Source organism: Rhizobium sp. RU20A (assembly GCF_900155885.1).
Lineage (GTDB): Bacteria > Pseudomonadota > Alphaproteobacteria > Rhizobiales > Rhizobiaceae > RU20A.
This window is the reverse complement of record NZ_FTMB01000005.1, coordinates 75758-89058: the sequence shown is the minus strand read 5'-3', so window position 1 is coordinate 89058 and position 13301 is coordinate 75758. Positions and strand designations below refer to the sequence as shown.

The window sequence follows — 13301 nt, the reverse complement described above, 5'->3', positions numbered from 1 at the left end:
AAGCGCTTGAGACGATGGAGGGGCTGTCCGAGAGGGCGGCCCCGTTTGCTTGGCGGGCAAACTATTCCCCACCGTCATTCCGGCCCCCGAGCCGGAATCTAGCCACGGCGCGTCTGCGCCGTGAAGGAGTCCTCTGCGATCACGGACGTGATCGCGCTGGATGCCGGCTCGGCGGCCGGCATGACGACGGCGGAGGCATCGCCACCGCCCACCCCATCACCCCGCCAGCTCCAGCAAAACCCGGGCTGCACCCTCGTCGGTCACCAGCGTGTGGCAGCCGGTGCGCAGCATGGTGGCGCGGATGGCACGGGCCCGGTGGGCGCCGCCGGAGGCGAGCACGATGTGCTTGGCGCGCGCCACGGTATCAAGACCGACGGACATGACGCGGTCGTGGATCGGATGATCCACCGTGCGCCCCTCCGCATCGAGGAAATGGCACATGGTGTCGCAGATGGCGCCGGCCTTGAGCAGGCTCTTCTGGTCGGCATCGGCGATGAAATTGTGCGACAGCGAGGTGCCCGACAGAACGAAATCTCCGCAACTGACGACGGCAATATCGAGGTTGTTGGCAAGATCCATGAGCTGCCCAAGCCCGCAATGCTCGATCAGGCGTCGCTTCGTATCGGCGCTGTCGACCAAGAGCGGCGCGAGGAAGAGAAGACAGTCGCCGCCGAGCAGGCTGGCCATGCGCCAGGAATATTCGACGGGATTGATGACGGTCGTGTCCACGAGGCCGCCGAGCAGCGACACCACCTGCACGCCTTCCCGGCGGGCGGGACAAAAGGTCTGCAACGACGCATTCAGCGTGCGTCCCCAGCCGACCCCGACCACCGCGCCGTCGGTGATGACGTCGGAGAGAAAACGGCCGAGCGCGGCGCCCACATCCCGCGCCGTCTGCAGCGCATCGCCCTCGCCGGGAACGACGATCGCCTCATCAAGCCCGTAGCGCTCCTCCAGCATCAGTTCCAGCTCGGTGCATTCGCCCGGCGTCTGATTGATGATGATCTGCACCTCGGCACGCTTGCGCGCCTCGTCCAGCATGCGGATGACGGTGGAGCGGCTGACGCCGAGATGTTCGGCAATGTCCTTCTGCGTCATCCCGCGGTTGTAGTAGAGCCACGCAGCGCGAGCGCGCAGCGAGCGCGTTTCGAGAAGCACGGGCGCATGTCTCTGAAGCTTCGCCATCGCTGTCCTCTGAAATCGTTTCGCATTCCGGGCGCCCGCGGCGGGACGATCGACCCTCGTCTTCTCTTTAGCATTCAGCGCGACTTTTGATCAAATGATTTGACAAAAATGCCATGATTGCAGGATAAGGCAAAGGAGGAAGGGATGGCGGGGAAGCGGCCTGTCACCCTTGATCTCCCGGCACGGGAGAACAGGTTTCACCCCTGGGACACCCCGTCCCCGGGCATCAATTCGGAGGAACGTTCCGTGGCAACAAAGCTTGAACAACTGCGCAGCATGACCACCGTGGTGGCCGACACCGGCGATATCGAGGCGGTTGCCCGCCTGAAGCCGGTCGATTGCACCACCAACCCGACCATCGTCCTGAAGGCGCTGGGCACGCCGATGTTCGCCGATGCCGTCGATGAAGCCGTCAAGTGGGGCAATTCGCAGAACGGCGCCTCCGATGCCGTCGTCGCCGCCGTTGCCGACCGCCTGGCGATCTCCGTCGGCGCCGCCCTCGTCGGCCTCGTGCCCGGCCGCGTCTCGACCGAAGTCGACGCCGACCTCTCCTTCGACACCAAGGCCTCGATCGACAAGGCGCACCAGATCATCGCAGCCTATAAGGATCGCGGCATCGAGCGTGACCGCATCCTGATCAAGCTCGCCTCCACCTGGGAAGGCATCCGCGCCGCCGAAGTGCTGCAGAAGGAAGGCATCGACTGCAACCTGACGCTGCTCTTCAACAAGGCCCAGGCCGTTGCCTGCGCCGATGCCGGCGCCTTCCTCATCTCGCCCTTCGTCGGCCGTATCCTCGACTGGTACAAAAAGTCGACCGGCAAGGACTACACGGCGGAAGAAGATCCGGGCGTCCTCTCGGTGCGCGACATCTACGCCTACTACAAGACCCACGGCATCGACACGATCGTCATGGGCGCCTCCTTCCGCAACATCGGCGAGATCGAAGCGCTGGCCGGCTGCGACCGCCTGACCATCTCGCCGAACCTGCTGGACGAGCTGGAGCAGGACACCGGCACGCTGACGCGCAAGCTGTCGCCGGAAACGGTTTCGGCCCAGCCGAAGCTCGACATCGACGAGAAGACCTTCCGCTGGATGCTGAACGAGGACGCGATGGCGACGGAAAAGATCGCCGAAGGCATCCGCGCTTTCGCCAAGGACCTCGGCGCGCTCCGCGCCATGGTGGCCCAGCGCATGCAGCGCGCCGCGGCCTGATGTCCGGCAGCGCACCGTGAAATAAAAAGCGGGGGATCCGATCGTCGGATCCCCCGCCTTGTTTTCAGCGATCGACGCCGCCGGATGTCGATCAGCCGCGCACCAGCGCGGGACGGCCCTGCGTCATCATCTCGATCAGGCCGGCAATGTCGCTCGGCTCGGAGCGACGGCGACGGCGCACCAGGATGCCCATGACACGCGCCGCGGTCGAAAACGGGATCTGGTCATAGGCCTCGTTGGTCAGCGGCTTCGTCACGCGCTCCTTGACGATGACAACGAGATTGTTCGGCAGGATGTCCGTGCAGCTGCGCATCCGCTCGAAAACGGCGCTGATCGGGTAGACCTGCCCATCATGAGTCACCGTCGGCTCTCCCGAGCCCGGCTCCCAGTCGTCATAGGCGTCGAGCGCCTCTCCAAACAGTTGCTGCAGGGTGATGGGTGCATGACCGTCATGCAGTTCAGGCAAGTGCGACATGGTGACCTCCTTCCCTTCGCAAGGGCCAAGCTGGCCGTGCGCTGGCCACGATTGGCCGTGAGGGTAACGAGGGTGACGGCGCGATGGTTCCCGCGCAACACACAATAGTGCCATCCGCATGTGAGGGCTGCCGTCCGCCTCGGGAGAATGGCGACGACACCCTTGACGCGCCGCACGCGATGGGTTCACGTCGCGGCCGGAGCAGGGAAGACAAGGGCAGGGAGGCCGGCATGGAAACGATCGCGTTCCGCATGATCCTCAACAGGGGACAGGCGACGGAGTACCGCAGGCGTCACGACGAGATCTGGCTGGAGCTTGCCGCCCTCTTGAAAGAGGCTGGCGCCAGCGACTATTCCATCTGGCTGGACGAGGAGACCCACCACCTCTTCGCCATCCTGAAACGACCGGAAAACCACGCAATGGACGCCCTGCCGCAGAGCGAGATCGTGCGCCGCTGGTGGGATTTCATGGCCGACATCATGGCCGTGGAGCCGGACAACACGCCGGTGCAGGTGCCGCTCGTGAAGATGTTCCACCTTCCCTGACTGGCGTTTTCTGACAGCCCTTCTCTGACAGACCTTTCCTCGGGGCGCCAGCACCCCATCTGCACGCGCAGACAGCATTCAAGGAGATCAAATGCAGCAACGACCTTTCGGGCGCATGCCCTTCACCGTCGGCCCCATCGGCTTTGGCGCCTGGCAGATCGGCGGCTCCTGGGGCGAGGTCAGCGAGGCCGACGGCCGCGCCGCCCTCAACGCCGCGCTCGATGCCGGCATGACCTTCATCGACACCGCCGACGTCTATGGCGATGGCCGGTCCGAACGCATCGTGGCCGACGTCCTGTCCGCCCGCGGCGGGGATCGCCCGATGGTCGCCACCAAGGCCGGCCGGCGGCTGAACCCGCATGTGGCCGATGGCTACACTGCCGAAAACCTTGAAGCCTTCATCGATCGCAGCCTGTCCAATCTGAAGGTCGAGACGCTCGATCTCGTGCAGCTCCACTGCCCGCCGACCGAGGTGCTCTACCGCCGCGGCGTCTTCGACGCGCTGGAGGCACTGAAGGCCAAGGGCAAGATCAAGGGTTACGGCGTGAGCGTCGAGAAGGTCGAGGAGGCCCTGAAGGCGATCGAATATCCCGGCGTCGAAAGCATCCAGATCATCTACAACATCTTCCGCCAGCGCCCGGATCATCTGTTCTTCCGCGAGGCCAAGGCGCGCGACGTGGCCGTCATTGCCCGCGTCCCGCTGGCAAGCGGCCTGCTCTCGGGCAAGATCACCGCCGCCAGCACCTTCTCCAGCGACGACCACCGCGCCTTCAACCGCAATGGCGAGGCTTTCGATGTCGGCGAGACCTTTGCCGGCGTTCCCTTCGAGGTTGGCCTCGAAGCCGTCGAGGAAATCCGCAAGCTGGTGCCGGCCGACCAGAGCATGGTCGCCTTCGCGCTGCGCTGGATCCTGATGGCGGACGCCGTCACCGTCGTCATTCCGGGCGCCCGCAATGCCGAACAGGCCCGCGCCAACGCAAGCGCTGCCGATCTGCCGCGCTTGTCGGAAGCGGCCATGGCGGCAACGCGCGAAGTCTACGAAAAGCTGGTTGCGCCGCATGTTCACTACCGATGGTAGTAAATCTCACCAGAGGGAACACGATGAGAAGTCGCCTAAATCGATTTGCGATAAGAATCTGAATTCCTTTTGAAAAATTACCTTCCCGAGGCTGCGCGCCCGGGAAGGATCGTCCGATTGCAGACCACCGCTTTTCGGCTCAAACGCATATTGCACTGCAATCAAAAATTTTCTCGAAATCATCGAAGCTATGCGGAACCTTCCTCACGGCGGCGCGTTTGAAGCCCACCATGGAGGCAAGAAAAATGGTCATGCACTACATCGCCTGGTTTCGTCCCGTCACCCTCAAGCTCCACAGCGGCATCCGCCACGACGTGCGCAGTCCGTACGACGCCCTCGACTTTCTCAACGCTGAATGGCCGGTACGGCGCGGCAACCACTATGCAGCAGCCCGCGAACGCTGCCGCAACGCGTTGACAGACCCGCGCGAGACGGAGGCCGCCCGCGAAGCGATGATCGCCGCAGCGCTGGAAGCCGGCGTGCTCTGCACGGAGACCAATCGCATGACCATGCCAGCGGCCATGCCCGTCGCCGCCAATAGCACGCGGGCAACCGCCGGCGCTGCCTGAGCGGGACCGCCAGGAGACACTTAACAAAGGCTGCCCGATCCGGAGCAGCCTTTTTTATTGCCCTGCGGTCACTTGTGGGTTCTCCAGCCCGGGGCAGGCCGACGGATCACTCCGTCGCCAGCACCGCCACCGGATGGTCGCCGAGAAGGCTTCCGACGGAGGCCACGAAGCTCGCATCGACGCGCTCGCCGCTCAGCGCATTGATCAGCCTTCCATTGAGATCGAAGGGAAGCGCGATGTCGGCGCCAACGGTCAGGTCCGTATCGGGCATCAGCGTGCCCTCGACCAATCGTCCCGCCACGCAGCGCGGCACGACCGTGATCACCGCACAATCCCGCCCTCGGCGTTCGAAGGCCAGGAAGTGCCGGGCGGCCGGCCCCTCGATGGCCAGCGGGCGATAATCACCGGCGAAAGCCTCCCGCACCTGCGGCATGGTCCGCAGCGACAGGAGCCGGCGGATCAGCGCCGCCTTGTACCGGGTAAAGCTCTGCGGCGTTGGCATCGGCGCCGGGGCCGGGGGGATAACGGGCGGGGGCAGCGGACGACGATTGTCGGGATCGACGAGCGAGAAGTCCGCCTGCTCGCTGCCGGCATAGACGTCGGGAATGCCGGGTGCCATCAGCTTGACCACGGTCTGCGACAATGAGTTGACGAGGCCCGCCGTCAGGAAGGGCTGAGCGGTCTTCTCGAAATCGGCGAGAAAGACCGCGCTGGCGTCGGGATCGAGAAGATGGCGCGCAAAGCCGCGCACCGCCTTTTCATAGGCCTCGTCCGGCGCTCCCCAGTTGGTGCGCATCTTGGCCTCCCGCAGCATCTTCTCGACATAGCTGTCGAAGCGCTCGGCAAGGCCTGCGAACTCAGGATCCTGCCGCCCCTCGATCGGCCATGCGCCGAGCATGGCCTGATAAAGGGTCCACTCAACCGAGGCCTCCGGGGCCGGTCCACGCGCAAGTGTCGGCACCAGCGGCGCATTCAGCCGTCGCCAGCGCGTCACCGCCGCAATCCACAGCGCCGGCATTTCGCTCAAGGTCGCAAGCCGCGCACGGGCATCCTCGCCACGCTTGGTGTCATGGGTGGACGTGGCCGAAAGGGCATGGGGCATATCCGCCTGCCGGCGCACCATGCGGGTGTGGAAGGCCACGGGCCCGCCCGGCCGCTGGCCCGGATTGCCGCCGACCTCGTTGAGGGCCAGCATGGCGCCGTAGCGGTAGAACAGCGTATCCTCCATCGCCTTGGCCATGATGGGGCCGCTGAGCTGCTGGAACCTCGTGCGGATTTCCAGCTGCGCATCGGCGTCGACACCGTCCAGGGGAGTTGCCATCAGCCGCGCAACGAAATCCACCGCCTTGCGCGCCGCCTCGCCCGTCACCGTCTCGGCCGCCGTCTCGCGGATGGAGGCGAGGCGCCGGCAATCGGCCTCGCTCGGGCCCTCTTCCGTCACATAGGTGCGGTAGACGGGCAAAGCCCGGATCATCGCCCGCACCGCCTCCGCAAAGGCATCGGCCTCGATGCCAGAACCGGAAGCTCGCGAGGCGGCGGCGAGCAACGCACTGAGCCGCCTCACCTCACCCTCGAAATTCACCTCCAGCATCAGGTCCTTGGCTTCCAGCGCCTGTACGCCGAGCGGTCGCTCGTCATTGCTCGCATCGGCAAAGGCACGGTGGAGAACGCCCGTATCGGTCTCGTCGACCAGGAGATGCGTCAGGGCCGTGATGAATTCGTAGCCCGTGGTACCCTCGATCGGCCAGTCGGACGGAATGCTCTCGTCCTCCTCCAGGATCTTTTCGACGACGATGGTCACATCAGGTCCCACGGCTGCGCGCAGGCGCTGCAGGTAGGCGGCGGGATCGGCAAGGCCATCGACATGGTCGACGCGAAGCCCATCCACCACCCCGCGCCGCACGAGATCAAGGATCAGCCGGTGCGCATCCTCGAAAACCGCGGGATCCTCGACACGCAGGCCGACGAGACCCGTGACCTCGAAAAAGCGGCGATAGGTCAGGCTTTTGCAGGCCGTGCGCCAGTTGGTCAGCACATAGGGCTGAGCGTCGTGCAGCGCCGCGATCAGCGCCGTATTGCCGGAGAGCGCGTCGAGCGGGCCTTCCAGCCGGGGCGCCAAGGCGGCAAGCCGCTCGTCCGGCCAGTCCGCACCCGGCCCCGCAGCCTCTGCAAGGGCAGCGAGCGCCGTGGCCGCTTCCGGGTCCGGAAGTGCCTCCGCCAGCATCGACCAGCTCTGCGGCGTCAGCGGATAGGCCGTGTCGTAATACATCAGGGACGGACCATGATCCTGAGGGTCGATGCCAAGCCGGATCTTGCCCTCGGCAACGGCGTCCACCGCGTCTTCCCCGAGGAACGGCAGGGTCAGCCGCTGGCTCCAGTCGATGTCGAAATGACCGGCAAACGGGCTGTCGGCGCCGTGGCGCACCACGCTTTTCCACCAGGCATTTTCGAGCGAGGAGGCCATGTGGTTGGGCACGATATCGATCATCAGCCCGAGACCAGCCTCCTTCAGGGCGCGCGACAGGGCCTCCAGCCCCTCGGCTCCACCAAGGGCGGGGTCGATCGCATTGGCATCGGTCACGTCATAGCCATGGGTGGACCCGCTCGTCGCGGTAAAGATCGGAGAAGCATAGAGATGGCTGACACCGAGCGCCTTGATGGCGGGAATGCGCGTGCGGGCGGCATCGAAGGTCATTCCATTGCGGAATTGCAGGCGGTAGGTCGCGGTGGGAAGGGGCATGGGGCGGGGGTTCTCCTGGAAGGGCCGAAGTAAACGAGCCCCGCCGGGCTTTGTTCCCGCCTTTGGCCATAGGCGACGGCATCAGGCTGGAACAAAGTGCCTCGTGGCCCGTTTCGCGGGGAGTGCCGGCCTTCGCCGGGCACCATGAGCGTGCTGGGAACCCCTCTTGCGACACGATAGCCTCCTCTCGACCTTCAAGCGCCGCCCCCTGACGGCCAAGCCCATCGCCCGCCCTGGCGACACCGCCTGGCGCACCGCAACGGCAGATCGCTTCGACCTGCTGATCGACGGTGCAGCCTATTATGCGGCGCTGGACCGTGCGCTGGATTTGGCCGAGGAGCAGTTGTGGATCGTCGGCTGGGACTTCAATCCGGATATCCGCCTGCGGCCGGACTGCGAGGAAAGCCCGACGCTTGGCGCGCGGCTGCTGGCGCTGGCCGAGGCCAAGCCGGGGCTGACGATCCGCATTCTCGTCTGGGCTATGGGTCCCATCTATTCCGGCAAATCGCTGAAGATGTTTTCCGGACAGGGCTGGAACGAGCATCCCCGCATCGAGATCTGCTTCGACACCCGCCACGCCATTCGCGGCTCGCACCACCAGAAACTCGTCGTCATCGATGATCGCATCGCCTTTGCCGGTGGTATCGACCTGACGGCCAAGCGCTGGGATACGCCCGAACACCGTCCGGATGATCCGCACCGCACCCTGCCGGATGGCGGCGCTTACGGCCCGGTCCACGATGCCCAGAGCGTGGTGGAAGGCGCGGCGGCGGCGGCCATCGGCGACATCGCGCGCCGCCGCTGGCTGCGGGCCAATCGCCAGCGCATCGCGCCGGTCCGCCGGGCTGGCGATGCGGCGCCCTTCATCGCGACGCCTGTTTTCTCCGACATTCCCGTCTCGCTCGCCCGCACCGAGCCGGACCTTCGCGGTCGCAAGGGCCGCAACGAGGCAATGCGCCTGACGCTCGCCGCCCTGGCCCGGGCCCGCCGCCACATCTACATCGAGAACCAGTACTTCGCTTCCCGCAAGATCGCCCGTCTGCTCTGCGAGAAGCTCGAGGATCCGAACGGCCCGGAAGTCGTAATCATCACCACGCGCTCGTCCCATGGCTTTCTCGAACGCCTGGTGCTCGGCGCCAACCGCGACCGGTTGCTGCGCAAGCTGATCGCGTCTGATCACTACGGCCGCCTCAGGGCCGGCTTCCCGGTCGTGCCGCGCGCCGACGGGACAAGCGAGGAGGTCAACGTGCACTCGAAGATCATCGTCGTCGATGACGTCTTCCTGCGTGTCGGTTCCTCCAACTTCAACCAGCGCTCCGAAAAACTCGACAGCGAGCTGGACCTCGCCATCGAAACGGACCGGGCCAAGGACCGGACAGCGCTGCGCGCCCTGCGCGCACGCCTCTTTGCAGAACATCTCGGCGCGTCGCAGGAGGTGATGGCGGCCGTCCTTGAGGGCAATGGTTCCCTGACGGAAGCCTTCGACCAGCTCAATGTCGGTCCGCGCGGTCTTCGGCCCTTTGAGGATGCCCGCAAGGCTGGGCCAACGGATCTCGTCATCGGCACCGACCTTGTCGATCCGCGCGAACCCTGGTGGCCGCTGCCCCGGCTGTTTCGCCTGTTCGCCCGCAGCTGACGGCGGGCGCTATCGGCGCGCCCTGCCTTCCCTATTCCGAAATGCATTCCGGTCGTCGCCTGTCAGGTGGCCGGACGTTCGGCTTCCCGGTCGGTCGCGTTTCCCATCCGATTGGCGATTTCTCCGCCAAACAGGCAGGCGAGGCCGAAAGGCAGCGGCAGGAAGAAGTAGATGAAGCGAAAGGCGATCAGCGCGCCGATCGAGGCCGCGCCGCCCATGACATAGGAAATCGTCGCCTCCAGCACGCCAAGACCGCCCGGCACATGGCTGACGAGCGCGGCAAGGTTGCCCACCACATAGGCCGCCGTGACCGCGCCGAAGCCGGCATCTCCGCCAATGAGCTGATGCAGGCAGGCAGCGACGAAGACGAAGTTGGCCGTACCGACCGCCACCTGGCCGATGGCCAGCGGCAGGCTCGGCATGTCGAAGGTCCATTTTCGCACCGTGACAGTGCCGCGTACAACGGCGGCTGCGACGAGATAGGCGGCGATCACCAGCAGGCAGACGATGCCGGCGATGCGCGATCCGCTGACCCCCAGCCCCGCGACGCGCCCGGCGAGATCCGGCAGGAAAACGAGGCTGATGCCCGCGAGCGTCACGAGACCGATGCCGACCGTCGCGCCGCAAAACAGGATGACTTTCGCGACCTCCTCGTTGCTGAGGCCATAGCGCGAGTAGAAGCGATAGCGGACCGCACCGCTCGACAGTGCCGCAACGCCCACATTGTGGCCGATGGAAAGGCCGGAGAACGATGCGATCGCCGCCTTCCCGTAGCTTAAGGGACGGCCGGCATAGCGAAGGCCCAGATAGTCGAAGAACGTCAGCGCGAAGTAGGAGAGCGCCGCAAAGCCGATGGCCGCCAGCATGTGCCCTGTAGAGATCGCGGCCAGGGACTGACGGATCTCGTCATAGGAGTAGCGGCTGAGGCCGCGATAGACGAGCACCATCGCGGCCAGGGTGGCCACCACCAGGACGATGTTGAAAAGGCTGCGCCGGGACGTGAGGGTCATGGGGGTCTCCGCTTGATTCGATGCGGAACGAAATGCAGGCCGAAGGTGTTCCCTCCCCGCTGCAAGGAAATTGCCGCCCCGCCCTTCGAGCGTCGAGCTGCCTCGACGTGCCCGCCAACAGGAGACTGCCAAAACGAGATGCCGCGCCGCCTGACGATCGTCACCTACAACATCCACAGCTGCTTCGGCACCGACCGTCGCCTCGACCCCCGCCGCATCGCCGATACGATCGCCATGACCGGCGCCGACATCATCGCCCTGCAGGAAGTGGATGTTGAGCGGCTGCGCAGCGGCGGGCTCGACCAGTCGCGCATCATCGCCGAGCACCTGCGCATGCAGGCCCATTTCCATCCGGCCCTGCATGTCGAAAACGAACGGTATGGCGATGCGCTCCTCACCGCCTTCCCGACCCGGCTCATTAAGGCCGGCCCGCTGCCGGCCCGCGGCGAAGCACGCGGTGCGCTCTGGGTGGAGGTGGATGTCGGCGGCGGACAGGTGCTGCAGGTGATCAACACCCATCTCGGTCTTCGCGGCAGCGACCGCATGAAGCAGGTGGAAACCCTGCTCGGCCCGGACTGGATCGGTCCGGCCCATCGCGCCGAGGGTCCGCTCATCCTTGCCGGCGACTTCAACTCTCCGCCCCGCAGCGCGCCCTACCGGGCCCTCGCGGCACGGCTGACGGACCTTCCGCGCGCCGTGCACGCCAGACCGGACGCGACATTCCCGGCGCGTTTCCCTCTGCTGCGCATCGATCACATTTTCGGCAGCAAGGGCATCCGGACGGTGGCCGCCGAGGTCATCAAGCGGCCGCCGGCCCGGCGTGCCTCCGATCATCTGCCGCTCTCGGTGACGATCGAGCTGGAGACGGCGCAGCGATCGGCTTGAAGGTCACGACTCGACGTTGGATCGCCGCGCTCCAGATAGGGATTGGGCAGGGCCCGATGGAAACCTTCCCGCCCGGACCCGGTTCCGCCCGTGGGACCCATGCAACAGAAGACTGGAGCTGCACCACGTGACAACCTATTCCTTCGGCCCGACACCCTGTGACAACGGTTTCGAATTTCGCCTCTGGGCGCCGCGCCAGGAGACCATCCTCCTTGACGTGGAGGGACGGCCGCCACAGCCGATGGAGCGGGACGAAAAGGGCTGGCACTTTGCCCACGCGCCCTGCCCCGCCGGCACGCGCTACGCCTTTCTCCTGCCTGACGGCACCCGCGTGCCGGACCCCGCCTCGCGCCACCAGCCGGAGGATGTGCATGGGCCGAGCGAGATCGTTCACACCCGCGCCTTCAGCTGGATGACGCCGGACTGGCGCGGACGGGCCTGGGAAGAAACGATCCTCTACGAACTGCACGTCGGCACCTTCACCCCCGATGGCACCTTCGCGGCGGCGATCGAGCGCCTCGATCATCTCGCAGCCCTCGGCATCACCGCCATCCAGATCATGCCGGTCGCCGATTTTCCCGGACGGCGAAACTGGGGCTATGACGGCGTGTTGCCCTATGCGCCGGACAGCCGTTATGGCCGGCCGGAAGACATGATGGCCTTTATCGATGCGGCCCATTCCCGTGGCATCTCGGTCTTTCTCGATGTCGTCTACAACCACTTCGGCCCGGACGGGAACTACTTGCCGCTGATGGCGCCGATCTTCACCGATAGCCACCACACGCCTTGGGGCAATGCCGTCAATCTCGATGGCGAAGGCGCACGCGACGCCCGCGATTTCCTCATCGAAAACGCGCTCTACTGGATTGTCGACTACCGCCTTGATGGCCTGCGCTTCGACGCCGTGCATGCGTTGATCGATGACAGCGAGGAACATCTGCTGCACGAGATGGCGCGGCGCATTCGCGCGGCTGCCGGGGACCGTCACGTGCATCTTATCGTCGAGAATGAGGAAAATGACGCCCGCCTGCTGGACCGCAACGGCGATGGAAAGGCCGAGACCTATACGGCCCAATGGAACGACGACATTCACCACGTGCTGCATGTGGCGGCAACCGGCGAGACGACGGGCTATTACGCCGACTACGAGGGCGAGGAGAAGCTGATCCGCGCCCTTGTCGATGGCTTCGTTTTCCAGGGCGAAACCATGCCGTATCGCGGCACGCCGCGCGGGGAGCCGAGCGGCGAATTGCCGCCAACCGCCTTCGTGTCCTTCATCCAGAACCACGATCAGGTCGGCAACCGCGCCTATGGCGACCGCATCGGCGAGATCGCCAAGCCGGAAGCCTTGAGGGCGATCGCAGCCCTTTACCTGCTCGCACCGCAAATTCCCATGCTCTTCATGGGCGAGGAATGGAATGCGAAGACGCCCTTCCCCTATTTCTGCGATTTCAACGAAGAGCTCAACACGGCCGTTCGCGAAGGGCGCGCGAAGGAACTGGCCCGCCTTCCGGGCTTCCAAGATCACGACGGCGAACCGCCGGTTCCCACGGTGCCGGAGACCTTCGAGGCGGCCAAGCTCGACTGGGAGGAGCGGCTGTCCGGCGACCATGCCGACCACCTATCCCTTTACAAGCGCCTCATCGCGCTGCGCCGAAGCACCGTCATCCCCCGCCTGCCGGGCATCACCGGCAAAGCGGAAGGGGAGCGGTTGGCAGGCAAAGTGATACGCGTCACCTGGCGGCTCGGCGACGGCAGCCGGCTGACGGTGACGGCCAATCTCGATGACGTGGACGGAGTGCCGATCGCAGCGCCCGCCGGAAGAAGTCTCTGGATCGAAGGCGCAGTCGGCGCCAGCGGGGAGATCGGTGCCTGGACGGTCATCTGGACGCTCGAACAGCCCTGACAGCGCCATCAAGAACGACCATGCTTTGCAGCGATGGGGCCGCGTCCATACACGGCTCCA

General features: G+C 65.5%; 11 protein-coding genes. 7 read left to right on the top strand and 4 right to left on the bottom strand.

The features are described from left to right. Positions 1–216 precede the first annotated feature (216 nt). Positions 217–1185, bottom strand: coding sequence for a sugar-binding transcriptional regulator (locus F3H41_RS13810; protein ID WP_149739275.1), 969 nt, complete (start codon positions 1183–1185; stop codon positions 217–219). Positions 1186–1431: 246 nt separating this feature from the next. Between F3H41_RS13810 and tal the strand changes: the two genes are divergently transcribed. After that, positions 1432–2397 (top strand): transaldolase, encoded by a 966-nt coding sequence (gene tal, locus F3H41_RS13805; protein ID WP_149739274.1) that lies wholly within the window; start codon positions 1432–1434, stop codon positions 2395–2397. A gap of 91 nt (positions 2398–2488) precedes the next feature. On the opposite strand, the gene F3H41_RS13800 is transcribed toward tal, so the two are convergent. Next, positions 2489–2872: a hypothetical protein gene (locus F3H41_RS13800; RefSeq protein WP_149739273.1), complete on the bottom strand. Its 384-nt coding sequence runs from the start codon at positions 2870–2872 to the stop codon at positions 2489–2491. A gap of 230 nt (positions 2873–3102) precedes the next feature. Here F3H41_RS13800 and rhaM point away from each other — a divergent pair, with 230 nt between their 5' ends. From rhaM to F3H41_RS13785, 3 genes are all read left to right on the top strand, one after another. Beyond that, complete coding sequence (gene rhaM / locus F3H41_RS13795; protein ID WP_149739272.1) at positions 3103–3417, top strand: L-rhamnose mutarotase; 315 nt, start codon at positions 3103–3105, stop codon at positions 3415–3417. Positions 3418–3508: 91 nt separating this feature from the next. After that, complete coding sequence (locus F3H41_RS13790) at positions 3509–4495, top strand: aldo/keto reductase (protein WP_149739271.1); 987 nt, start codon at positions 3509–3511, stop codon at positions 4493–4495. A gap of 251 nt (positions 4496–4746) precedes the next feature. Further along, complete coding sequence (locus F3H41_RS13785) at positions 4747–5064, top strand: DUF982 domain-containing protein (RefSeq protein WP_244616192.1); 318 nt, start codon at positions 4747–4749, stop codon at positions 5062–5064. Positions 5065–5170: 106 nt separating this feature from the next. Here the strand turns inward: F3H41_RS13785 and treY are convergent, their stop codons facing one another. Next, positions 5171–7804, bottom strand: coding sequence for a malto-oligosyltrehalose synthase (treY, locus tag F3H41_RS13780; RefSeq protein ID WP_149739270.1), 2634 nt, complete (start codon positions 7802–7804; stop codon positions 5171–5173). 166 nt (positions 7805–7970) lie between these two features. On the opposite strand from treY, the gene F3H41_RS13775 reads away from it, so the two are divergent. Beyond that, complete coding sequence (locus tag F3H41_RS13775; protein WP_149739269.1) at positions 7971–9440, top strand: phospholipase D-like domain-containing protein; 1470 nt, start codon at positions 7971–7973, stop codon at positions 9438–9440. A 62-nt stretch (positions 9441–9502) separates the two neighbouring features. Here the strand turns inward: F3H41_RS13775 and F3H41_RS13770 are convergent, their stop codons facing one another. Continuing rightward, on the bottom strand, positions 9503–10450 hold the full coding sequence (locus F3H41_RS13770; protein ID WP_149739268.1) for a lysylphosphatidylglycerol synthase domain-containing protein: 948 nt from the start codon (positions 10448–10450) through the stop codon (positions 9503–9505). A gap of 138 nt (positions 10451–10588) precedes the next feature. Here F3H41_RS13770 and F3H41_RS13765 point away from each other — a divergent pair, with 138 nt between their 5' ends. Together F3H41_RS13765 and treZ are read left to right on the top strand one after the other, a co-directional pair. Continuing rightward, positions 10589–11335, top strand: a complete 747-nt coding sequence (locus tag F3H41_RS13765) for an endonuclease/exonuclease/phosphatase family protein (RefSeq protein ID WP_149739267.1) — start codon at positions 10589–10591, stop codon at positions 11333–11335. 127 nt (positions 11336–11462) lie between these two features. Next, positions 11463–13241 carry a malto-oligosyltrehalose trehalohydrolase gene (gene treZ / locus F3H41_RS13760; RefSeq protein WP_149739266.1) on the top strand — a complete coding sequence of 593 codons (1779 nt, stop codon included), beginning with the start codon at positions 11463–11465 and terminating at the stop codon, positions 13239–13241. Positions 13242–13301: the final 60 nt, after the last annotated feature.